The following is a 20,892-nucleotide window of genomic DNA, read 5'->3' on the forward strand; positions in this document are numbered from 1 at the left end:
TTTGCGTACTTGGATTTTGGGATTTTTGATTCTACTAAATGCTTTAAGTGCCCAAGACCTTACTTTGAATTTTTTAAAGAGTAAACCCAAAGGCATTGCGCGCGATTTTTTTATCTGGGTTTTTTTACAAGACCCCACCACCACAGCCGAAGAAGCCCAAGAGGCTTACGCACTTGTGGCTTATAAAAACGCCAAAATTCAGAGTTTGATGTATCAAAAAAAGGCATTAGAACCTGCTAGTAAAAACCCATGCCAAAACCTTACTCTAGCCGATTTAATCTCTAAAGATAGTTCTTGTATTGTTGCTGGCTTGTCTCTTTCTAAAATATTTAGTGATGCCAAACAAGAGGCTAATCTCCCACTCCTTAAAGCTTTGCAACGCAAACTAAGTGCTTATCCTAAATACTACATGGCATTAGAAATTTTATGCAACCCCTCCAATACGCAAACTCTTCTTAAAGCCGGAGCGGCCAATGTGGCTATTTTATATAACGCTCTTTCCTACGATCAAAGACAAGAATTTTTAGATAAGCCCATTAATCCAAATATCTTAACTTTTCTAGCTAATCAAAATAACGCCACCTTTAATGATATTTTACAGCGCATTATTTTAGATGCCCGGTTCTTACGCTTTAAACAAGTTTTAAGCCAAGCCTCTATCACCCATTCAGATTCTAAAACCTTTTTTCTTTTAGGAATCAACGCCCTTTTATACCACCAAGAACAAAAAGCCCTCAGTTATTTTAAATTCTCAGAAAAAAGCGCTAACTCTGATTTTTTACACGACAGGGCGCTATTTTGGCAGTATCTTATTAGTAAAGATCGTACCTATTTAAAAACCCTAAGCCATAGTTTAAACCCCAATCTTTTTAGTCTTTATGCTAATTTAATCCTTAAAACCCCCCCTAAATACCATTTGGTTACCTCTTTAGATTGGCTAAGCCATAAACAACCTTATTTTGACATACAAGACCCCTTTGCATGGCAAATTTTAAAAGAAAAGATTCTGGCTATTAGTGATAAAAATACTTTTTTAAGAGCGCTTAAACCTTTACGGACACAAAAAAGTCAAGCCCATCTAGCCTATTTTTTAAGCCACTACTATAACCAGCAACGGCATTACTTTTTAACCCCCTATGAACATGGTATCCGCTGGAAAAGTTTGCAAGAAAAGGCTATGGCTTATGCTATTGCTAGACAAGAAAGTTTGCTTCTACCTGCTTTAATTTCTCGCTCCTATGCTTTAGGCTTAATGCAAATCATGCCTTTTAATGTCGCTCCCTTTGCGCGCCAATTAGGGTTTAACTCTATCAGCCTTACTGACATGTTTAACCCCAATGTTTCTTTACTCTTTGGTAATTACTACATCAACACACTTAAAGAGGAATTTAAACACCCTCTCTTTGTGGCTTATTGCTATAACGGAGGGCCTAATTTTTTTAGAAAACTCCTTAAAGAGCGACATTTTTTTAGCCAAAGGCGTAGATTTGATCCATGGCTTAGCATGGAACTTATTCCTTATGAAGAAACCCGTCTTTATGGCCAAAAGGTCATGGCCAATTACATTATCTATCAGAATATTTTTAAACATCGCGCCCACCACCCCCATTTTGATATAGAGGGTTTTTTTAACGCGACTTTACAAAAGGAGAAACCATGATTAAAAAGTGCCTTTTTCCGGCAGCAGGCTATGGCACGCGTTTTTTACCTGCGACAAAAGCCATGCCTAAAGAAATGCTACCCATTGTCAATAAACCACTGATTCAATACGGTGTAGAGGAGGCTGTAGAAGCCGGGTGTTCTAGCATAGCCATTGTTACAGGGCGCGGTAAACGGGCTATTGAAGATCATTTTGATATTAGCTATGAATTAGAACACCAAATTAATGGTACGAAAAAGGAGCAATATTTACAGAGTATCCGCACACTAATGCAAGAATGCAAGTTTTCCTACACCCGCCAATACGAAATGAAAGGATTAGGGCATGCTATTTACACCGCCCAAACCCTTATTGGTAATGAACCTTTTGGGGTGGTGCTAGCCGATGATTTATGCATTAACTCTCAGGGTAAGGGAGTGCTAGCCCAAATGGTGGAGTTGTATCATAAATACCAATGTTGCATTGTGGCTATTGAGGAGGTGAGCATAGAAGAGGTGCATAAATACGGGGTGATCTTAGGGCGCGAAATAGCAGAGGGGGTTTATCAAGTACAAGACATGGTAGAAAAACCTAAAGCAGAGGAAGCCCCTAGCAATTTAGCCGTCATTGGCCGTTATATCCTAACCCCGGATATTTTTGCAATACTCAAACACACGAAGCCGGGCAAGAATCAAGAAATCCAGATCACCGATGCTCTTTTAGAACAAGCCCAAAATAAATTAGTACTAGCCTACAAATTTAAGGGTAAGCGTTATGATTGTGGGAATGTAGAGGGGTTTGTAAAAGCTACAAATGATTTTTATCATTTATACGCGCGTGATTTGAATGTATGATCTGTGGTTTTATGGCTTTTACTGGGCAATTAGTTTGTTATTTGCCTTCCCTATCTTTCTTATTGGTTTTGTCTACACTTATCTAAAACCCCCACCCCCGCCAAGTAAGATTCCTACAGTTAAAGAACTTCTATCAGAGTTTGATAAGATCAAAGATACAGCGGGTTATCATGCTTTATTAGAAAATTTTAACCGCTATTACCAAGTTTTACCCAAGAACACTAAAGAAGGGGATTGGCTTGAATTAATCCAAAAGCTAGCCGCGTCTGAATTTTTAGATTTAGATTCAAGCATTAAATTTGGACAAGATATAGAAGATGCTAACCCTAAAATGCAAAAAACCATCGCTAACACCGTAGGTTTAGCGCTCAAACATAAAAAGAAGGATTAGCGTGGATTATTTAGAAATTAAGGGTAGAGAAATTCTAAGCGGGAGCATTGCTATCTCGGGTGCTAAAAATGCCGCTTTACCTATTTTGGCTAGTACTCTTCTAGGTAAGGCTAGCGTGTGCATTAGTGGTTTGCCCCAAGTAAGCGATGTGCGGGCTTTAGTTGATCTTTTAGTGTACTTAGGCGCGCAGGTGGAGTGGCAAAATACGCATGATCTTAAGATCAATACAGAGAAAATCACGCGCTTTAGAGCCCCTTATGATATGGTGCGTAAAATGCGCGCCTCTATTCTAGTTTTAGGGCCCCTACTTGCGCGTTTTAGAACATGTGAGGTGAGTTTACCGGGTGGTTGTGCGATCGGGGCTAGACCTGTGGATTTGCATTTAAAAGCTTTAGCAAAAATGGGGGCTGATATTCATATTGATGGGGGTTATATTATCGCTAAGGCCAAACACGGGCTACAAGGCTGTGATATTATTTTTGATAAGATCACCGTAACGGGTACAGAAAATGTAGTCATGGCTGCTAGTTTAGCGCGCGCAGAGAGTCGAATCATCAATGCGGCCAAAGAGCCGGAAGTGGTGCAATTATGCGAATTTTTACAAGCTGGGGGTGTAGAAATTGAGGGGATTGGTAGTAGCGAATTATATATCCGTGGCAGCAATCAAGAGGCGCTAAATTTAGATCCCATTCATATCATGCCAGATCGCATTGAATGCGGGACTTATTTATGCGCAGCAGCTATTACTAACTCCACTCTTTCTTTGACAAACACCAATGCTTCCCATTTAGAGACAATTTTAAGTAAACTCAATGAAATTGGTTTTCGTATTGATATTAAAGAAAATGCACAGAACCATATGCTTACGATCCACAAAGCAGATCAAAGACGCGCCTTTAATCTCACCACAACCGAATACCCGGGTTTTCCTACCGATTTACAAGCCCAGTTTATGGCTTTGGCTACCCAGTGTGAGGGCAGTAGTCTGATTGAGGAAAGATTATTTGAAAACCGCTTCATGCATGTGAGTGAATTACAGCGCATGGGTGCACAAATTAGTTTAAAGGGTTGTTTAGCCCAAATCAAGGGAAGTTGTGCTTTGGTGGGTGCAGATGTAATGGCTACAGATTTGCGGGCTTCCTCAGCTTTAGTTTTAGCTGCTTTGGTTGCTACTGGTAAAAGTAGAGTACACCGTATTTATCACTTAGATCGTGGCTATGAGTGTTTGGAAGTTAAGATGAATGCACTAGGGGCTAAGATTAAACGGCTCAAAGAATCCATGTAATCATCACACCCCGCTCTTACAAACCAAGAGTGCGGGATTTTAGTTAATTCAGTGTTAGCATTAACATCGCATTTACTAGTATCTGTGTAATTTTTCTTTATTGCCAAGTGGGCTTAAAGAAATTAAATAATCTATACATGGGGAGGCTGTGCGCGCAAGTCTTTTACACATTCTGTAATTTTCTCAAGCATGTCTAATAAAAGAAAAGTATCCTTTTGATTTTTTAAGAAAATTTCACTAGTCTTAGTACTACTCATTAAAGGATTCTCAATGGATACATTGTTCCCCTTATCCCCTGAAAGTGCTACATTTCTTTTTAATGATGAATCTGGGCGATTGTATGCGTTTGATAGCACATCTGAAAATGATCTCTTTTCTATAGCGCTAGCATTGGCATCTGCTAATAATTGTTTTGAGTTTGACTTTTCTAAGGGCTCTTGGGTCTTTAAGTCAAAAAAAGATTTTCTAACTAAAACAGATGTTTCAGAATATGAGGATATATCAAAACTCACCGCTGATGAGGCTAAATCTTTATTATCTCTTAGTGCTGACGCGGTTAAATCTTTAGTGTCTAAATCTAAAGCTTCAAGATGTTTTACTGACATAAACGAGGTTAGGGCTTTAATATCAAAATCTAACTTTTGAAATAGCCTTTTGTTTTCTGCTTTGAGTGCCTCTATTGCCTCATTTGTGGGTGTCTGCTTGACTTTTTGCTCCCTTAGCACACGGTAGATACTATCCGCTTCTAATACACTACTATCTAGCAATGGCTTTTGCATGGGTTTCTCTAACCACATGTACAACTACTTCCCCGGGGTATTGTAAATTAGCTTGGATTTCCTTAGCAATATCGCGGGCTAAAAGCGTGATTTTGGCATCATTAATTTTATCCGGACAAACAATTACGCGTACCTCTCTACCCGCATCCATCGCAAAGACTTTTTCTACACCGCTTTTTTGGCTAGCGATGCGCTCTAAATCATGCATGCGGGCTAAAAAGTTCTCTGCCTCTTTACGCCTTGCTCCGGGGCGCGCGGCTGAAAGCGCATCGGCTGCACACACCGCCGCACATTCAATACTTTTAATTTCTTGGCGATCGTGGTGGGCATAAATTGCATTGATCACAACGGGGTGTTCGCCATGTCTTAAACACACCTCCGCGCCTAGTTCTACATGATCGCCTCCATGTTCTTGGGTTAGAGCCTTGCCAATGTCATGTAAAATACCTGCGCGTCTAGCTAGTTTGGCATCGCCTCCTAATTGTGCGGCAATGGTATCGGCTAAAATGGCCACTTCAATAGAGTGGGTTAATGCATTTTGTCCATAACTGGTGCGGTAGCGCATACGCCCTAAAAGCGTTTTGAGTTCTTGATCCATAGAATCTAATTGTAAATCTAAAATGATCTCTTCGGCTTGCTTTAAAATATTTTCTTCCATGTTAGCCTCTACCCGTTTATAGACGGTTTCAATACGAGCCGGTTGGATACGCCCATCTTCAATTAAAAGTTTTAAAGTTTGGGTGGCAATTTCGCGCCGGTAAAGATTAAAACAGCTTAAAGTAATGGTTTTAGATTCCTCATCAATGATGATTTCTACCCCACTAATACGCTTGAGAGCTTCAATATTCTTCCCATCTTTACCAATGATGCGGCCGATGAATTCAACGCTAGGCAAGGAAACCACACTGGTTAAATTTTCCACCGCAAAATCACTGGCAAATCTGGAAGTGGCCTCCGCTAAAATAAAATTAGCCCTCTCTTTAGCCTCTTTCTTGGCTTGTTTTTCATAACGGCGTACTAAAGCCCCTTTTTGTAAAATTAACTCCTCTTCTAACAGACGCAAAACCATGTTTTGGGCTTCTTCTTGGGTATAACCCGATCGTTCCATTAAAGTATCTAGGGCTTGTTGTTTGAGTTTGTTATATTCTTGGCATGTCTGCTCTTGGAGTCGTTTTTCCTCCTGTAATTGTGTTTTGAGATCATCTAGCGCCATTTTGTCTTGATCTAGCTTTTTATGTTTGCTATTCCAGTGTTGTTGCTGTTGTTGTTCATAAGATTTTAGATCATTGAGTCTTGTTTGGTAGGAAGTGTTATGGGTTTGAATTTGTTCTTCATACTGTTGTTTTAATTGGTGGGCTAGTGTTTCTGATTCTACTTCCTTTGTTTTATAAAGTACTTGAGCTTGATAAAGCAGCATATCTGCTTTAGCCTTAGCCTGCTTGATTAGAGATCGATGCTTGGAAGTCAGCGATTTTTTTGTGATCCAAAAAACACTAATGCCGGTGAGTAAGCAGGGTAGCAAGCTGTTTATAAAAATTCTTTCCATTTAATTTCCTTTTAAAGGTGTGGTGATAGATCCCCTCATAGTCCATGCAATAATCCCCTTTTATATCATGGGATTCTCCTAAAGCTAGGGTAGATACAAGAATTTCTTTAGCGATAAAAACACTTAAGGGTGGCTTTTTAAACCGCGCAAAAAAGCAATCATACATTCCTTTACCAAAACCTACCCGTTTAAAATGCTGATCTATACCTAAAACGGGGATAATAGCTAAATCTAAGTTTGTTTTATAAAATAGGCTAAATTTGGATTCATAAATCCCATAGGCATTTTTAATAAGAGGCAAACGGTAAGGAACAACTAAACAAGATTGGTTACGCACAAAAGGTATAAAGAGGTTGATCTTTTGCCGCCTTGCCCATTTGATAAAGGGCATTAAATTGACTTCATGGGGCATTGCACAATAAATGAGCACATTAAGTCTGGCATAGGGTTTTATTGCCTTGATTAAATGGGTGATGATTTTATGATCCTTAATATCGCTGTGCTTTGCATATAAAATACCCTTACATGTAGTGCGAAACTGCGCCTTAGTGTTTATCTCTAAAATCTTAATGTGATGCCTTTATAACTTAAATCTAAAAATCAAACTTTGTGGGGCTATTATTCGTATCTTTGGCTTAGAATAGGATTAATGCAGGCAAATACCTAGTTTATGCGTTTTAATAGCCCTTTAACCATGCTTTTTATATAATGCCCTCCTTATTACAAGGAGCGAAAAATGAAAGAACCTATGAGCGCATATGGTTATGAAAAGATATGCGCTGAATTAAAACGGCTCAAAGAAATAGAAAGACCTGAGATTGTTAAAGAAATTGATCGAGCTAGAGAACATGGCGATTTAAAAGAAAATGCTGAATACCACGCGGCTAAGGAAAAACAGGTTTTCATTGAAGCGCGAATCAATGATTTAAGCCGTATTTTAGCCAATGCTCAGGTGATTGACCCTTCAACTTTAAGCCATCAAAAAGTGAGTTTTGGGAGCACGGTTAGGATTTTGGATTTAAATAACGATAAAGAGTTTAGCTACACCATTGTAGGCAGTATGGAGAGCGATCCAAGCCGGGGGCTTATTTCCTTTGGATCGCCGGTTGCTAAAAGTTTAATGGGTAAGTCTAAGGGCGATGAGGTAACGGTACTTTTGCCCTCTGGTGAAAGCGAGTTTGAAATTCTAGATATTTGTTATAAAGATATTGTTTATGGTTAAGCTTTTGCTAAAAAAGCTACACCCACAGGCTAATTTACCGGCTTATCAAAGTTTAGGGGCTAGCGGTTTTGATTTGCACGCTTTAGAAGATTTAATGATTGCACCTAAAAGCGTGGGATTAGTTAAAACCGGTCTAGCCGTTGGCTTAGAAGAGGGTTATGAAGTGCAGGTGCGATCGCGCAGTGGTTTAGCCCTTAAGCATCAAATTATTGTACTTAATTCCCCGGGCACAATTGATAGCGATTACCGGGGCGAATTGCAGATTATTTTAATGAATTTATCCAATACACCTTTTTATATCCATCAAGGCGATCGCATCGCGCAGGGCGTACTTTGTCAAGTCATGCGCGCAGATTTTAAAGAGGTAGAAGAATTAGATCAGACAAAGCGGGGTTCTCAAGGCTTTGGGAGTAGCGGGGTTTAATGGCAATCAAAGAGGATTTAAAACAGATTCAAGAGGAATTTAAGAGTGATGAAAGACTCTTAGAGGGCGCTTTTAAACTGGAGCGATCTTATAAGCAGTATAAGTATGTGTTATGGGCTATTTTAGCTTTTTTACTTTTATGGTTTGGGTATACAAAGTTTTTAGACATGCAAAGAGAAAGTCGGATCAAAAAAATCACCGCTGTTTACAATGAGGTTTTACAAAACCCCCAAAATATAGCGGTGTTAGCGCGCTTAAAAACCATAGCACCCAAGCTCCACGATCTCTATCTCTACGCTAAAGCATTAAAAAACCAAGATAAAAAAACCCTAGAAAGTTTGAAACAATCTACTAGCCCTCTAGTCCAAACTCTGGCTAGCTATTATTATGCCTCTTATACGCAGGATTTAAAAACATTACAAACACTTAACCTGCCCGGTTTAGGCGACTTTATCGCAATCCAAAAAGCCTATTTGCTCCAAAATAAACCCAATGCAACCAAACAAATCCAGCAAATTTTAACCACAATCCCCCCCACATCTAGCTTATACCAAATGGCTATTTTAATGAGACATTACCCCGCTACCGGTAAACAACCCATTAAAGGCCATCCATGAGGACTTTACGGCTACTCATTGTGGTAGTTTTGGCCTTGCTCTGTTTAGGATGCCATGATCGCAAAAACTTCCAGCCGCCTAAATCTAAGATCAAGGGCGATATTAGTTTTAAATACCAACTCAAAGATCCCATTATTTTTACTAACCGCTATGGGGCTATCTTGAATAATGGGGGTGTGATTGATTTACAGGGTCTAACCCAGCTAAAGTTAAGTAAACACACAGATAAAGAAATCTCTTTTCTCAACCAAAGCCAAGATTATTATATCCTCGCTCAGGATTGTTGGCGTAGCCATAAACAAAATGGTAAAAAGATCAAAAAGCGCAAGAAAAACGCTACGCTTACAGATAAACAAGCAGAGGCAGAGATCATGGGCAATCTTGAAGGGAGTGATCAAAATGTGGTTTTAAACGATCACTGCCACCATATTGAATTAGTCAGTACCGCTATTAATGCTAAACCCTCTATCATTATCCCTTTAGACACTTATCCATTAAGTGCGAGTATCAAAGGCAATAGCTTAGCTGTGGTGATGGCGGATAATTCGGCTAATATTTTTGACATCACCACCAAAAAGTTAATTTTTAATGAAAAGGGTACTTCTAGTCCGGCGATTAATTCTTTAGTGGCTGCTCCGGTGTTTTTAGATACGGTGGTGGTCTTTCCGATGTTAGATGGCCGTTTACTTGTCGTAGATGTGAGTCAAAAAGAACCAACCATTGTGCGCAATATTGTGCTAAATAGTGAGAAATTCTTTAACAATGTTACTTATTTAAGGGTAGATGGAGAAAACATGTTTGCTGCTACAGGCAAGCGTTTAGTTTCTGTGATCTCAGGACAAGAATTTAATTTTGATACAGATATTGTGGATGTACTTTATAAAAACCACCACCTTTATGTACTCACTCTTGATGGGCGGATATTAGAAATGGATCAAACCCTTAACGATCAAAGCATGGGGGTTGTTAAATTGCCCTTTGCTATGTTTGCTACTTTAGTTGTTACAGATAAAAGGCTTTATACCTTAGAAAAGCGGGGTTATTTAGTAGAGGTGGATTTGGATCATTTTGATGATTACCGCGTTTATAGACTCAAAGGCGCTTCTAAGGATTGGGGGGGGAAATTAAATAAGATGAGTTTTTATAGTACCGATAAAATCTATTACGATCGCTACTACCTTGATTTAAGCCATGATCGCCCATGATTTTATGCGATATTGGCAACACCTACTTACATTTTTACAATGGTTCTAAGGTGTGGAAAAGCCGGGTAGAGCAACTACAAACTATTTTTACAGATACGCTTTACTACATTAGTGTCAACACAGCACACACACAAGCCCTTTTAAAAGTTTGCCCCCATGCTCAAGATTTAGCCCCCTTTCTTATTTTAAAAAGTAAATATGAGGGTTTGGGGGTGGATAGAAAAGCGGCATGTTTAGGGTTACAAACTAAAAGCGCTGTAGTAATAGATGCTGGAAGTGCCATTAGTGTAGATGTGATGGATTCTGGCATGCACTTAGGCGGTGTTTTATTACCCGGATTAAAGGCCTATCATAAAGCTTATAGCCAGATTTCTAAGGCCCTTAATTATCCAATCAATGCGCGCGTCAATTTAGAGACTCTGCCTCAAAGCACCCAAGAAGCTTTAAGCTATGGCGCGCTTAAATCTGTGTTGTTATTGCTTAAAGATCTCATTGGGGATCAAAAAGCCTATTTTACCGGCGGTGATGGGAAGTTTTTAGCCACTTTTTTCAAACAAGGTATTTACCACGAATTGCTAGTTTTTGAGGGCATGCAAAGTGTTATCTCTAGGATTTAAAGTTAAATGGAATTTTTCTACCTTTTTTTAAACGCCTCTTTAATGTCTCTTGGCCATTGTGTGGGCATGTGCGGAGGGATTGTGTTAGCTTACTGCCAAACTAAGTTTACACAAAATACCCCTTTAAAATCACAAATTCTAGGGCATGGACTTTATAGTCTAGGGCGTATCAGTACTTATATTTGTGTGGGGTTATTGGCTTTTATAGGTTTTAGAGGGCTTTTAGAGTTGGCTAGCCGTATTTGGCATCTTAACCGTATGCACTTACAAGCCCTTGTTTTTATTGTAGTGGGTGTGCTTTTAATGATTCTTGCATTCGGGTATGTGTTTAAATTTAAAATAGCAAAAGGGTTGATTTTTACGCGTTATTTTAAAAATCTTTTAACCACCCCCCAGCTTTCTAGCTTTTATATACTAGGTCTTTTAAATGGCTTATTGCCCTGTTCTATGGTTTATTATTTTGCACTCAACGCTCTAGCCCAGCCTAGCATAGAGCGCGCATTCTTTGTACTCTTGCTTTTAGGTTTGGCTACCTTTGCTCCTATGTTTATCTTTGGGCTAGTTTTTGGTAAATTCTTAAGTTCTGAGCTTAGGGCGTTATTTCTTAAAATTGCTTTTGTGATGATGCTAGGGTTTGGGGGTTATAATATTTATATGGGTGTGCAAATGCTAACAACTACACATATGGAGCATAGATGAAAGCCTTGTTTTTAGATCGCGACGGGGTGATCAATGTTGATCATGGTTATGTCCATACCCCTAATCAATTTGAATTCATGCCCGGAATTTTTGATCTTTTAAAACATGCCAAACAGAAGGGTTATTTACTCTTGCTAGTTACTAACCAATCAGGGATTGGGCGCGGGTATTATAGTGAGCAGGATTTTTATCATTTAAGTAGCTATATGCAAACTAAGTTACAAGAAGTTTTAGGCTTTAACTTAGATCGCATCTATTTTTGCCCCCACGCCCCAGAAGAACAATGCTTATGCCGCAAACCAAAACTAGGCATGTTAGAACAAGCCCTTAAAGATTTTAGGCTAGATTTAAAACAAAGTATCATGTTAGGGGATAAATATAGCGATATGCAATTTTCAATTAGCGCAGGCATAGGCACTAATTTATGGCTACAAGCCTCTAAAGAATTTGAGTACACAGGATTTTTTAGCATAGAGACTTTAAAAGAAGCACAAGATTTTTTAACCCCATTTAATAAGGATTAACATGCCCTACATTCCAGATACTTTAGAAAATACAACCATTGTTATTACAGGGGGAGCGGGTTTTATTGGGAGTAATTTAGCCCTGTATTTCCAAAAACACCACCCTAAAGCCCGCGTTATTGTAGTAGATAAATTTAGAGACCCTAGTTTGAGCAGTTTGGGGCATTTTAAAAACCTGATTGGATTTAAAGGGGAGATTATCACCGCAGACATCACGCAAGATTTAAGTACATTAGAAGAAATAGATTTTAATTATCTTTTCCACCTAGCCGCTATTTCAGATACTACCTGCCTTAACCAAGAATTAGTCATGCAAACTAACCACCAAGCCTTTTTAAAACTCCTTAAAATTGCACAGAATAAAGGGGCACGCGTAATTTATGCCTCCTCAGCTGCTGTTTATGGCAATACAAATGCACCCAACCGCGTAGGTTTAAACGAAGTACCTGAAAATGTTTATGGTTTTTCTAAATTGTGCATGGATAGAAGTACTCTAGCGTTTGAAACTTCAACGCCCATTGTGGGTTTGCGCTATTTTAATGTCTATGGTCCGGGGGAATTTTATAAAGGTAAAACTGCCTCTATGATTTTACAACTAGGTTTACAGGCCTTGCAAAATAAAGAAGTTAAGCTTTTTGAGTTTGGAGAACAACAACGCGATTTTGTCTATATTGAAGATGTGATTCAGGCTAGTGTAAAAGCTATGGTAGCAAACCAAGTTGGAGTTTATAATGTAGGCTATGGCAAAAGTCATAGCTATAACACGATCGTAGAAATTTTACAGCAAGAATTAGGCGATTTTAAAACCACCTATATCAAAAATCCTTATCCTTTTTTCCAAAACCACACCTGTGCAGATATTCAAAGCACGCATTTAGATTTAGATTACACCCCAAATTATAATCTAGCAAGCGGCATTAAAGCCTATTTACCAACCATTAAAAAACTGGCTAAAACCAATGCTTAGCGCATTTTTAAACCACTCTAAAAAATCTGTACGCGTGTTGGTGGTGGGTGATATTATAGTTGATCATTATATTTGGGGGAATAGCGAGCGGCTCTCGCCTGAAGCCCCCGTGCAAGTAGTGGAGGTGATAGAGGAGACTTATCGCTTAGGCGGGGCGGCTAATGTGGTTAATAATTTAGTGGCTTTAGGAGCACAAGTAGATTTATGCGGGGTGGCAGGCGCTGATGGAGCTAAAGATCGTTTATTTAGTATCTTGCAAGATTTAGGTGTTGGAGTAGATGGGATTTTAATAGATTCTACACGCCCCACTTGCTTAAAAAGCCGTGTGATGGTTGGTAAACAACAAGTTTTGCGCATTGATCATGAAAAAAATACACCCATTAGTTCTAACTTACGCGCCTCTTTATTAGAAATAGCTAACACCTTCTTACAAAATATGGCGGTACTTGTTCTTTCAGATTATTTAAAGGGCGTATTAGATCAAAGTTTATGCCAAGCACTCATCACGCGTGCCAAAGAGCAGGGCAAGATCATTCTTTGCGATCCTAAAGGCAAGGATTATTCTAAATACGCCCACGCTCACTCACTAACCCCCAATAAAAAAGAAGCCCAAATCGCTACGGGGTTAGATATTACAGATGATGCTAGTTTACTTAAAGCCCTAACTATTCTTAAAGACGGCTACCACATTGTTACTCCGCTTATTACTTTAAGTGAGCAGGGCATGGCATTTTTAGATCAAGATAATCTAGTTAAAATCCCCACTATTGCCAAAGAAGTTTATGATGTAAGCGGGGCTGGAGATAGTGTGATTGCTGCGCTTGCTTTTTGCTTAGGTTTGGGCTTAGATTTTGGACAAGCTTGTACTTTTGCTAATGCTGTTGCTGCGGTGGTGGTGAGTAAGGTTGGGAGTGCGTGTTCTAGTTATGGCGAGGCGCTAGAGTTTTTGCGACAACATTATCAAGGGCAAAAAATTTTAGATAAACACACGCTCCAAGCAATCTTAAGTTCTAGCACTAAACGGGTTGTTTTCACAAATGGTTGTTTTGATGTGTTGCACAGAGGGCATGTATATTATTTGCAAGAGGCTAAAAAGCTAGGCGATATTTTAGTTGTTGGGCTTAATAGCGATTCTTCTGTAACGGCTTTAAAGGGCAATAAACGCCCCATTTATCACCAAGAAGATCGCGCTTTTATTTTAGCCAGCTTAGAATGTGTGGATTTTGTGGTGATCTTTGAAGAGCAAACACCCTTAGAGCTGATTAAAACGCTCAAACCTCAAATTTTAGTCAAGGGTGCGGATTATCAAGATAAAGAGATTGTGGGTAGTCATTTAGTAGAACAAGTGGTTTTAATAGATTTTGTAAAGGGGTGTTCTACAACAAATACCATCCAAAAGATACAAGGGCTTTTATAAACATTGCCCCATTAACGCATAATAAAAGCGATTAGAGCTTGATACACTCCCCGCTCAATGTTTAATCTAACTTAGTTAAGCTTATAGGTTTGCGGTGCAACTGGGTTTGGGTTTAACACACCCAAAGGTTAAAACCATTTAGGTTTGCTTGGCCGTTGTAAGTTTGGCTCATAGCAGACTTACAGAGTTTTAATTAAAGCAAATCCAATACCTTTTGGGCATGCCCTTTGGCTTTCACATTATAAAGCGCGTGTTTAATTATTCCCTCTGGATCAATTACAAAAGTGGAGCGAATCACGCCCTCCACCTCTTTACCATACATATTTTTAACACCATAAGCCCCATAAGCCTTTAACACTTCTAAACTAGGGTCGCTTAAAAGTTCAATGCTTAGTTTTTCTGATTCTATAAAGTGGCAATGGCTTTGTACCTCATCTGGGCTTATCCCTAAAATGACCGCCCCTTTAGCCTCAAATTCTGTTTTGAGTCTACTAAAATCCTGCGCTTCTATCGTACAACCGGGGGTGTTATCTTTGGGGTAAAAATAAAGCACCACCCACTTGCCTAAAAAGTCTTTTAAATTCACATTTTCATGGCGGGCGCTATACAAACTAAAAGAAGGGGCGGGGGTATTTATTTGTAATGGCATGTTTTTCCTTAGTATAAGATCACATGCACTTCCATAGGTCCATGCACACCAAAGACGGTTTTAAGTTCAATATCAGCTGTACGGCTAGGCCCGCCGATAAAAAGCATATTAGTAGGTAACCGCCCCTCTTTTTGAGCCTTTAAAACCCCTATCCCCTGATCTAAATCCTTAACAATCTGGCTTTTTTCTAGCAAGATGATACATTTAAGGGTGATCAAAGAAATAAGACGAGGAGAAGCAACAGAGGAGACCACCCCCACCATTCCCAAATTAGCAACCCCACAGCTAGCTTTTAAAATAGCCGTGTCTATGCTAAAAATTTCCTCTCTAAACTCCTCTACTGGCTTATTGTAAGGAATTTTTTCATAGAGATTTTCCGGATCAATTTGTTCTAAAGTGCAAGGCAAATCCAGTGCGCATAAAACCTTTTGGCTTGCAAAATCTTTTAAGGCCTCCTTTATGGCGGTGGCTAAATTCTCAGGGTTAGAATCTGTAAGTTTAGCGCGGTTAAGCTCTTGGAAGTATTTATACTCCTCTAAAATATCCCCTTTGGCATCAAGAAGAATATTTTCAAAGGGCATGTCTGTGTGTGTTATGCTGTGTCTTTTTAATGCCCCAGTTATGCGCTCAAAAACCACCTGTTTACTACTCATAAATCACCCCTTCTAAAGCTTTAACTTGTGCGTGTAAATCTGCATGCACAATAGGCATTTCGCGGTGTTTGAGCCAGTTTTTAAGCACGGGCGTATAGTGGCCAAACCATTTTCCAAGCGGGGCAAACCACCCGGCCATTTTTAAAGAGATCCGCCATAAATCCCCACTACAAGCCATTTTTGCAAAGAATTTCATGCCCAATTCTTCAAGTTTACTATGTTTGGTGCTTTGATAACCAAGCACCACACCCCGCCCCTCATGGCTTTTTTCAGCCCGCAAATCTCTAATAAGCTCAGGCAAAGGGATTTTCACCGGGCACACCTCCCCACAGCGCCCGCACAAACTACAAAGATTAGCAATATGGCCATAAGTGTCTAAACCAAAAAGTTGGGGGGTGATGACTACGCCAATGGGTCCGGGATAGGTGGCTAAATACGCATGCCCGCCGATTTTATCATAAACCGGGCAGTGATTTAAACATGTCCCGCAACGGATACAACTTAACGCTTTGTAATACTTTTCATCGGCTAGAATATTAGAGCGGTTATGATCAAGTAAAATAATATGTGCCTCTTTTGGGCCATCTAATTCGCCCTCTTGTCTGGGGCCTGTGATGATATTTTGATAGCAGGTTACAGAAACCCCCACCGCACTAGGACAAAGCAAGTTATCAAGAGTTACGGCATCTTCAAAGCTCTCTACCATTTTTTCAATCCCACAAATAGCCACATGAATATCACAGGCTGTGGTACACATGCGCCCATTGCCCTCGTTTTCAACCAGCCAAATAGCCCCCTCATTAGCGATTGCAAAATTCACGCCAGAAATCCCCATTTTAAAACCCTCAAATTCCTCGCGCATGTGCTCTCTGGCAATCCCGTTTAGCTTTTCTGGTTCACTCTCTAAAGGCGCGCCTAATTTTTCTTGAAAAATCTGCCCCACTTGGTAGCGGTTTTTATGAATAGCTGGGGCTACGATGTGTACCGGGTGCTCATCAATAAGCTGGATAATAAGCTCGCCTAAATCAGTTTCTTTAGACACAATGCCTCTTTCATGCATATACCGATTAAGCTCGATCTCCTCGCTAGCCATTGACTTGCCCTTTAAAATCTTGCTAACCCCTTTTTGTTTAGCAAGGTTATAAATAATCTCATTGGCATCTTTGGCTGTGCTAGCATAGTGTACAATAAAGCCATTTTGAGTGGCTTTTTCCTCAAAGGTTTGTACATAGTGATCCAACTTAGCTAGTACTTTAAGCTTAGCATTTTGCCCAATTTGGCGCAGGTGTTCCCATTGTGGATAACGATCTGCTAACAAATTCTTGCGGTTATGAATAAGAGTATCCATAGCCGATCGTAAATTGGTGCGCAGTTGCGTATCAGCTAGATTTTCAGAAATGATTTTTTCATAGGCTTGATCGTTATGTGCTTCTGTCATGTTAAATCTCCAATCCCCACTCTTTGGGCTAAAAAGTCATAAAAGTGCATGGTTTTTGTACGGGCCTGCATTTTAGCCATCGCCCCGCTAATATTAAGCAAACAACCCGCATCGGCTGAGAGAATATAATCTACCTGACGGCTTTCAATGTCCTTAATTTTCTCCTGCACCATCGCATAAGAAATTTCAGGTTCTTTTACCGCAAAAGTCCCCCCAAACCCACAACATTCCTCCTCGCGCTCTAATTCTACTAACTCTACATTTTCTAGCTGGGAGATGATTTTTTTAGCACTCCCAATTACTTTAGAAACCCGCAGGGCATGGCAATTTGAGTGCCAAGTAACTTTAATGGGCGCGCCCACATCTTTATAGTGAATATCTAGCTTTTTATCTAAAAATTCTGAAAGCTCAAAGACCCTAGAGGAAAAGTTTTTAACCGCCTCATAATCCTTATGCCCTTCAAAGAGTTCAAGATAGTCATGGGCCATCATGCCCACACATGACCCACTAGGCACGATAACCGGATAATCCTCTTTAAACAGCCCTACATTGTGCAAGACGATCTCACGGCTTTGATCGTAGTAGCCTGAGTTATAGCTAGGTTGCCCACAACAGGTTTGATCCTTTTTAAAGATCACCTCCACCCCTTCTTTTTGCAAAAGTTTAATGCAATTAATCGCTGTTTTACTAAAAACAGCTCCCCCTAAACAGGTTGCAAAAAAATACACTTTCATAAGTTTCCTTTGCGCTCTCTATAAAAAACATCAGCCAATCATTATAGCTTAACTAAGGCAACGAATGGGTAAAAAACTGCGCTAATATCTCGCCCTCTTTAGGCACAGGAAAAAAAATATCTAAATTAGGCGCGATAAAAACTCTACTCCCCTCTCTAATGATAATAATAGGCTTGAGATTGCTTTTATCTCTTAGAATCTGGGCTACAATTTGGTTTAATCCCATGCCCGTTTGGCGCGTCATTTGCATTAAAAGATAATCGCCAAAGAAATTATTTTTACCTGTTTTATTGGCAATGGCTGAGGTAAGCGCAATGAGTAGGCCATTAGAAATGGTAGAGACTAAAAGAGGCATGCCATAGCGCTGGAAATTATGCGTGATCATCTCACCTACTAGTCCACTATAGCCTTTAACATCTGCGCCTTTGGCGTTTGTGAGCATGATATTAACCCCTTGTGGCGTGAGGATACGAGTCCACACAATATCAAGGCGGTACTCGCCTATTTTGTTGTTATTATTGTAATAACCTATAACTTTAGAGCCCTTGGGGATTAAAATAGCCCGTCCCATGTTAGCAAATACATCGCTTTCTACCTGTGCAATAACCTTACCGCCTAACTGGGAGCTAATAGGTGTGATCAAAAAAGCGGGGATCATTTTATCAGCGGTGATAGTGCGCAAAAGCCTATTTTCATGGGTGGCCACATCTTTAGCTTTGAGATTATCAAAATGATCAACTCCATAGTCTAGTACTGAAATTGGTTCTTGCTCTTTAGGCTCATCTTGAGAAATTTCAAAGGCTTTAATACGAGAGGCTAGTATATCTTGTTGCGTGCTATCTATCTCTTGTGGGGGCGGGGGGGTTATTTGAGGCGGTGGCTTTTGTGATGCTTGTTTAAGCTGTGCCTTTAGAGCTGTAATTTGCTTGGCATTTTCTTCTAATATTTGCTCTAGGCGTTTGTAATCCTCTGAATCCTTAGGATCTTCTTTTTGTTGTTGTTTTGGTACAAATAAATAATCAGAAAGCGGATAGTTAGATTCTTCTACTTCTAAAACGGCCTCCGGTTGTTCGTTTCTTTTATGCCACCAAAGAGAAGAGGCCATGATCACCACACCCATACCCAATCCAATAATCAACTTTTTAACAAGAGAATTCATGGGCGGGTACGGCGGATACAGGCATGGAGTTTGCCCTCTCTAAGAGTCCATTTATTGGCAATATCCTCAGCGATGAGATAATCCCCTACAATGCGGGTATTAATGGGGTTATCATACCCATCTACAACTTTATAGGCTACAGGAAATTTAACTTGAGAGGCTTTGCGATCAAATTTAAAGTAGGTAAAGTGAGCGTCGTTAAAAATGTCTAGGGGTTTGATTAGTTTAGCCGTATCAATTCTACACAGCCACAGACAAAACCAAGCCCTTTTTCTACTCCCTAAAACTTTATAGTTTCTCTTAATTTGGGTTTTATCAATCCACATGGCATTACTGGCATCTCCGATTTTAAGATAACGCGTAGAATCGGGTGTGTCCTTTTTACTCTCTAAAACATTGCTCTTTAAAATCTCTTTTTCTTCAAATTTAGCTAGGGGTTGATCTGGGCTAGATTGGAAAAAATGCTTATTGGAAACATAGACATTTAAAACAGGGTGTTTAGGGCTTGTAAAGGTGGTTGAAAAGATATAGAAAGTATAAATCTTACCACTCTTACCCACCACATTTAAATTAGAATCAATACCAATTTGTAGGGGTTTAATGAGTAAGACATTGCTATTTTGGTGGCGCTCATGGCCTAGCATTTTAGTGCTAAAACCTACACTATCGCCCAAAATCACCTCTCTAATAGGTTCACTAAAAACTAAAGTAGTGATCATCGCATAACGCAGGCGTAATTTAGGGGTTTGGCCTAAGCGATAATCCATAAATAATGTGTTGTCTAGATCCCCTCGCTCTCTTTTAAAAAAACTACTTTGAATGGCATGCAGATCTTGCATGGAGTAAATGGGAGGTTCTTCTTCCTCCTCTTCTGGCTGAGCAGTAGAATCAGCCACTAATAAACACCCTAAAAAAAGCAAAAGCCAAATCCTTAAACACATCTAACACCAACTTCTTTAAATCCATTATAACAAACTTTCTATGGTAAAGACTTGTGATATTTTTAAGATATTTGGGTAGAATCTAGGCATGCGAGTGTGCAAACTTAGCTTTTTATTTTTATCTCTCTTGTGGGTTTTACATGCAGAGAAAATTGAAGATGTGGCCAATATCGTAGGGGTGCGCGATAACCAGTTAGTAGGCTATGGGCTTGTGATTGGGTTAAATGGCACGGGGGATAAATCTGGCTCTAAATTTACCATGCAATCTATTGCAAACATGCTTGAAAGTGTCAATGTTAAGGTCTCTCCTGATGATATTAAATCTAAAAATGTAGCCGCTGTGATGATCACGGCTACCTTGCCCTCTTTTGCTAGACAGGGGGATAAAATTGATGTACAAATTTCTTCTATTGGCGATGCAAAGTCTATTGATCACGGGGTTTTAGTGATGACGCCACTAAGTGCCATTGATGGCAATATTTATGCGATCGCGCAGGGTAGTGTGAGTTTGGGTAATTCCTCTAATTTGCTTTCAGGAACGATTGTTAATGGCGCGACAATTGAGCGCGAGGTGGTTTATGATTTGACACGCCAAAACAACATGACTTTAAGCCTTAAAGAGCCTAATTTTAAAAATGCGGTGAAAATCCAAGAGACTCTAAATCAAGTTTTTAAAGAACCCGTAGCCCTAGCTATCGATCCTAAGACGATTAAATTAAAAAAGCCTGCTAAGCTTACAATGGTGGAGTTTTTAGCCTTGATTCAAGAAATCAACATTGATTACACCCAGCAAAATAAAATCATCATTGATGAAAAATCTGGCACGGTGGTAGCGGGGGTGGATATTGTGGTACACCCGGTAGTGGTTACAAGCGGAGATGTTACGATTAAAATTACAAAAGAACCTTTAGAACCTAAAAAAGGCAAGGCCAAAAAGGATATTGAAAAGTTTGATGCCACAACTTCTTTTGATACAAAAGAAAATGTCTTAAGCGCACCTAAGGCCACAGTAGCAAGTGTGGTTAAGGCTTTACAAAAAATCGGGGTGAATGCTAAGGGCATTGTTTCTATTTTAGAGGCGATGAAAAAAAGTGGGGCAATTAGCGCTCAAATGGAGCCCGCAAGGTAGATT

Annotated in this window: 23 protein-coding genes; 14 read left to right on the forward strand and 9 right to left on the reverse strand. The window is 39.6% G+C overall.

The window, feature by feature from the left end:
• The first annotated feature begins 1 nt into the window (after position 1).
• From OO773_RS06105 to murA, 4 genes are read left to right on the forward strand one after another with little or no spacing between them, the layout of a single operon-like run.
• Complete coding sequence (locus OO773_RS06105; RefSeq protein ID WP_006564942.1) at positions 2 to 1,660, forward strand: lytic transglycosylase domain-containing protein; 1,659 nt, start codon at positions 2 to 4, stop codon at positions 1,658 to 1,660.
• On the forward strand, positions 1,657 to 2,493 hold the full coding sequence (gene galU, locus OO773_RS06110; RefSeq protein WP_006564941.1) for a UTP--glucose-1-phosphate uridylyltransferase GalU: 837 nt from the start codon (positions 1,657 to 1,659) through the stop codon (positions 2,491 to 2,493). Before OO773_RS06105 ends, galU begins: the two co-directional genes overlap by 4 nt.
• A complete protein-coding gene (locus tag OO773_RS06115; protein WP_006564940.1) occupies positions 2,486 to 2,884 on the forward strand; it encodes a hypothetical protein in 399 nt (132 codons plus the stop codon). The genes galU and OO773_RS06115 overlap by 8 nt, the downstream gene beginning before the upstream one ends.
• Before the next feature lies 1 nt (position 2,885).
• Positions 2,886 to 4,169 (forward strand): UDP-N-acetylglucosamine 1-carboxyvinyltransferase, encoded by a 1,284-nt coding sequence (gene murA, locus OO773_RS06120; RefSeq protein WP_006564939.1) that lies wholly within the window; start codon positions 2,886 to 2,888, stop codon positions 4,167 to 4,169.
• Between the two features lie 131 nt (positions 4,170 to 4,300).
• Here murA and OO773_RS06125 read toward each other — a convergent pair whose 3' ends face one another.
• Genes OO773_RS06125 through OO773_RS06135 form a run of 3 tightly spaced genes read right to left on the reverse strand, consistent with a single transcriptional unit; the run spans position 4,301 to position 7,065 of the window.
• A complete protein-coding gene (locus OO773_RS06125; RefSeq protein WP_264828478.1) occupies positions 4,301 to 4,966 on the reverse strand; it encodes a hypothetical protein in 666 nt (221 codons plus the stop codon).
• Complete coding sequence (rny, locus tag OO773_RS06130) at positions 4,926 to 6,494, reverse strand: ribonuclease Y (protein WP_006564938.1); 1,569 nt, start codon at positions 6,492 to 6,494, stop codon at positions 4,926 to 4,928. Before rny ends, OO773_RS06125 begins: the two co-directional genes overlap by 41 nt.
• Positions 6,442 to 7,065, reverse strand: a complete 624-nt coding sequence (locus tag OO773_RS06135; protein WP_006564937.1) for a 5-formyltetrahydrofolate cyclo-ligase — start codon at positions 7,063 to 7,065, stop codon at positions 6,442 to 6,444. The genes rny and OO773_RS06135 overlap by 53 nt, the downstream gene beginning before the upstream one ends.
• A gap of 165 nt (positions 7,066 to 7,230) precedes the next feature.
• Here OO773_RS06135 and greA point away from each other — a divergent pair, with 165 nt between their 5' ends.
• Genes greA through rfaE1 form a run of 9 tightly spaced genes read left to right on the forward strand, consistent with a single transcriptional unit; the run spans position 7,231 to position 14,186 of the window.
• Entirely contained in the window at positions 7,231 to 7,716 is a 486-nt protein-coding gene (gene greA / locus OO773_RS06140) for a transcription elongation factor GreA (protein ID WP_006564936.1), read from the forward strand.
• On the forward strand, positions 7,709 to 8,140 hold the full coding sequence (gene dut, locus OO773_RS06145; protein WP_034375911.1) for a dUTP diphosphatase: 432 nt from the start codon (positions 7,709 to 7,711) through the stop codon (positions 8,138 to 8,140). Before greA ends, dut begins: the two co-directional genes overlap by 8 nt.
• Positions 8,140 to 8,757, forward strand: coding sequence for a hypothetical protein (locus OO773_RS06150; protein WP_006564934.1), 618 nt, complete (start codon positions 8,140 to 8,142; stop codon positions 8,755 to 8,757). Before dut ends, OO773_RS06150 begins: the two co-directional genes overlap by 1 nt.
• Positions 8,754 to 9,962, forward strand: a complete 1,209-nt coding sequence (locus OO773_RS06155; RefSeq protein WP_006564933.1) for a hypothetical protein — start codon at positions 8,754 to 8,756, stop codon at positions 9,960 to 9,962. The genes OO773_RS06150 and OO773_RS06155 overlap by 4 nt, the downstream gene beginning before the upstream one ends.
• Entirely contained in the window at positions 9,959 to 10,579 is a 621-nt protein-coding gene (locus tag OO773_RS06160; RefSeq protein WP_006564932.1) for a type III pantothenate kinase, read from the forward strand. The genes OO773_RS06155 and OO773_RS06160 overlap by 4 nt, the downstream gene beginning before the upstream one ends.
• Positions 10,580 to 10,585: 6 nt before the next feature.
• Positions 10,586 to 11,278, forward strand: coding sequence for a sulfite exporter TauE/SafE family protein (locus OO773_RS06165; RefSeq protein WP_006564931.1), 693 nt, complete (start codon positions 10,586 to 10,588; stop codon positions 11,276 to 11,278).
• On the forward strand, positions 11,275 to 11,802 hold the full coding sequence (gmhB, locus tag OO773_RS06170) for a D-glycero-beta-D-manno-heptose 1,7-bisphosphate 7-phosphatase (RefSeq protein ID WP_006564930.1): 528 nt from the start codon (positions 11,275 to 11,277) through the stop codon (positions 11,800 to 11,802). Before OO773_RS06165 ends, gmhB begins: the two co-directional genes overlap by 4 nt.
• A 1-nt stretch (position 11,803) precedes the next feature.
• On the forward strand, positions 11,804 to 12,769 hold the full coding sequence (gene rfaD / locus OO773_RS06175; protein WP_006564929.1) for an ADP-glyceromanno-heptose 6-epimerase: 966 nt from the start codon (positions 11,804 to 11,806) through the stop codon (positions 12,767 to 12,769).
• The gene (gene rfaE1, locus OO773_RS06180; protein WP_264828479.1) at positions 12,762 to 14,186 is read left to right on the forward strand and encodes a D-glycero-beta-D-manno-heptose-7-phosphate kinase; all 1,425 of its coding nucleotides are present in this window, start codon (positions 12,762 to 12,764) and stop codon (positions 14,184 to 14,186) included. Before rfaD ends, rfaE1 begins: the two co-directional genes overlap by 8 nt.
• 193 nt (positions 14,187 to 14,379) lie before the next feature.
• Here rfaE1 and OO773_RS06185 read toward each other — a convergent pair whose 3' ends face one another.
• Genes OO773_RS06185 through OO773_RS06210 form a run of 6 tightly spaced genes read right to left on the reverse strand, consistent with a single transcriptional unit; the run spans position 14,380 to position 19,760 of the window.
• A complete protein-coding gene (locus tag OO773_RS06185; protein WP_040499356.1) occupies positions 14,380 to 14,835 on the reverse strand; it encodes a peroxiredoxin in 456 nt (151 codons plus the stop codon).
• Positions 14,836 to 14,843: 8 nt separating this feature from the next.
• Positions 14,844 to 15,488 carry a LutC/YkgG family protein gene (locus OO773_RS06190; RefSeq protein ID WP_006564926.1) on the reverse strand — a complete coding sequence of 215 codons (645 nt, stop codon included), beginning with the start codon at positions 15,486 to 15,488 and terminating at the stop codon, positions 14,844 to 14,846.
• On the reverse strand, positions 15,481 to 16,926 hold the full coding sequence (locus OO773_RS06195) for a LutB/LldF family L-lactate oxidation iron-sulfur protein (protein WP_006564925.1): 1,446 nt from the start codon (positions 16,924 to 16,926) through the stop codon (positions 15,481 to 15,483). The genes OO773_RS06190 and OO773_RS06195 overlap by 8 nt, the downstream gene beginning before the upstream one ends.
• The gene (locus OO773_RS06200) at positions 16,923 to 17,660 is read right to left on the reverse strand and encodes a (Fe-S)-binding protein (RefSeq protein WP_006564924.1); all 738 of its coding nucleotides are present in this window, start codon (positions 17,658 to 17,660) and stop codon (positions 16,923 to 16,925) included. The genes OO773_RS06195 and OO773_RS06200 overlap by 4 nt, the downstream gene beginning before the upstream one ends.
• Before the next feature lie 52 nt (positions 17,661 to 17,712).
• Positions 17,713 to 18,819 (reverse strand): DNA type IV secretion system protein ComB10, encoded by a 1,107-nt coding sequence (locus OO773_RS06205; protein ID WP_176485116.1) that lies wholly within the window; start codon positions 18,817 to 18,819, stop codon positions 17,713 to 17,715.
• Positions 18,816 to 19,760 carry a TrbG/VirB9 family P-type conjugative transfer protein gene (locus OO773_RS06210; protein ID WP_006564922.1) on the reverse strand — a complete coding sequence of 315 codons (945 nt, stop codon included), beginning with the start codon at positions 19,758 to 19,760 and terminating at the stop codon, positions 18,816 to 18,818. The genes OO773_RS06205 and OO773_RS06210 overlap by 4 nt, the downstream gene beginning before the upstream one ends.
• Positions 19,761 to 19,854: 94 nt before the next feature.
• Here OO773_RS06210 and OO773_RS06215 point away from each other — a divergent pair, with 94 nt between their 5' ends.
• On the forward strand, positions 19,855 to 20,889 hold the full coding sequence (locus tag OO773_RS06215) for a flagellar basal body P-ring protein FlgI (protein WP_264828480.1): 1,035 nt from the start codon (positions 19,855 to 19,857) through the stop codon (positions 20,887 to 20,889).
• Positions 20,890 to 20,892: the final 3 nt, after the last annotated feature.

Source organism: Helicobacter suis HS1 (assembly GCF_026000295.1).
In the GTDB taxonomy this organism is placed as follows: domain Bacteria; phylum Campylobacterota; class Campylobacteria; order Campylobacterales; family Helicobacteraceae; genus Helicobacter; species Helicobacter suis.

Bases quoted from the DNA above. Each gene is read 5' to 3' on its own strand.
- galU (WP_006564941.1), top strand. From the start codon at position 1,657: ATGATTAAAAAGTGCCTTTTTCCGGCAGCAGGCTATGGCACGCGTTTT.
- OO773_RS06115 (WP_006564940.1), top strand. From the start codon at position 2,486: ATGTATGATCTGTGGTTTTATGGCTTTTACTGGGCAATTAGTTTGTTA.
- OO773_RS06125 (WP_264828478.1), bottom strand. From the start codon at position 4,966: ATGTGGTTAGAGAAACCCATGCAAAAGCCATTGCTAGATAGTAGTGTA.
- rny (WP_006564938.1), bottom strand. From the start codon at position 6,494: ATGGAAAGAATTTTTATAAACAGCTTGCTACCCTGCTTACTCACCGGC.
- greA (WP_006564936.1), top strand. From the start codon at position 7,231: ATGAAAGAACCTATGAGCGCATATGGTTATGAAAAGATATGCGCTGAA.
- dut (WP_034375911.1), top strand. From the start codon at position 7,709: ATGGTTAAGCTTTTGCTAAAAAAGCTACACCCACAGGCTAATTTACCG.
- OO773_RS06150 (WP_006564934.1), top strand. From the start codon at position 8,140: ATGGCAATCAAAGAGGATTTAAAACAGATTCAAGAGGAATTTAAGAGT.
- OO773_RS06155 (WP_006564933.1), top strand. From the start codon at position 8,754: ATGAGGACTTTACGGCTACTCATTGTGGTAGTTTTGGCCTTGCTCTGT.
- OO773_RS06160 (WP_006564932.1), top strand. From the start codon at position 9,959: ATGATTTTATGCGATATTGGCAACACCTACTTACATTTTTACAATGGT.
- OO773_RS06165 (WP_006564931.1), top strand. From the start codon at position 10,586: ATGGAATTTTTCTACCTTTTTTTAAACGCCTCTTTAATGTCTCTTGGC.
- gmhB (WP_006564930.1), top strand. From the start codon at position 11,275: ATGAAAGCCTTGTTTTTAGATCGCGACGGGGTGATCAATGTTGATCAT.
- rfaD (WP_006564929.1), top strand. From the start codon at position 11,804: ATGCCCTACATTCCAGATACTTTAGAAAATACAACCATTGTTATTACA.
- rfaE1 (WP_264828479.1), top strand. From the start codon at position 12,762: ATGCTTAGCGCATTTTTAAACCACTCTAAAAAATCTGTACGCGTGTTG.
- OO773_RS06185 (WP_040499356.1), bottom strand. From the start codon at position 14,835: ATGCCATTACAAATAAATACCCCCGCCCCTTCTTTTAGTTTGTATAGC.
- OO773_RS06190 (WP_006564926.1), bottom strand. From the start codon at position 15,488: ATGAGTAGTAAACAGGTGGTTTTTGAGCGCATAACTGGGGCATTAAAA.
- OO773_RS06195 (WP_006564925.1), bottom strand. From the start codon at position 16,926: ATGACAGAAGCACATAACGATCAAGCCTATGAAAAAATCATTTCTGAA.
- OO773_RS06200 (WP_006564924.1), bottom strand. From the start codon at position 17,660: ATGAAAGTGTATTTTTTTGCAACCTGTTTAGGGGGAGCTGTTTTTAGT.
- OO773_RS06205 (WP_176485116.1), bottom strand. From the start codon at position 18,819: ATGAATTCTCTTGTTAAAAAGTTGATTATTGGATTGGGTATGGGTGTG.
- OO773_RS06210 (WP_006564922.1), bottom strand. From the start codon at position 19,760: ATGTGTTTAAGGATTTGGCTTTTGCTTTTTTTAGGGTGTTTATTAGTG.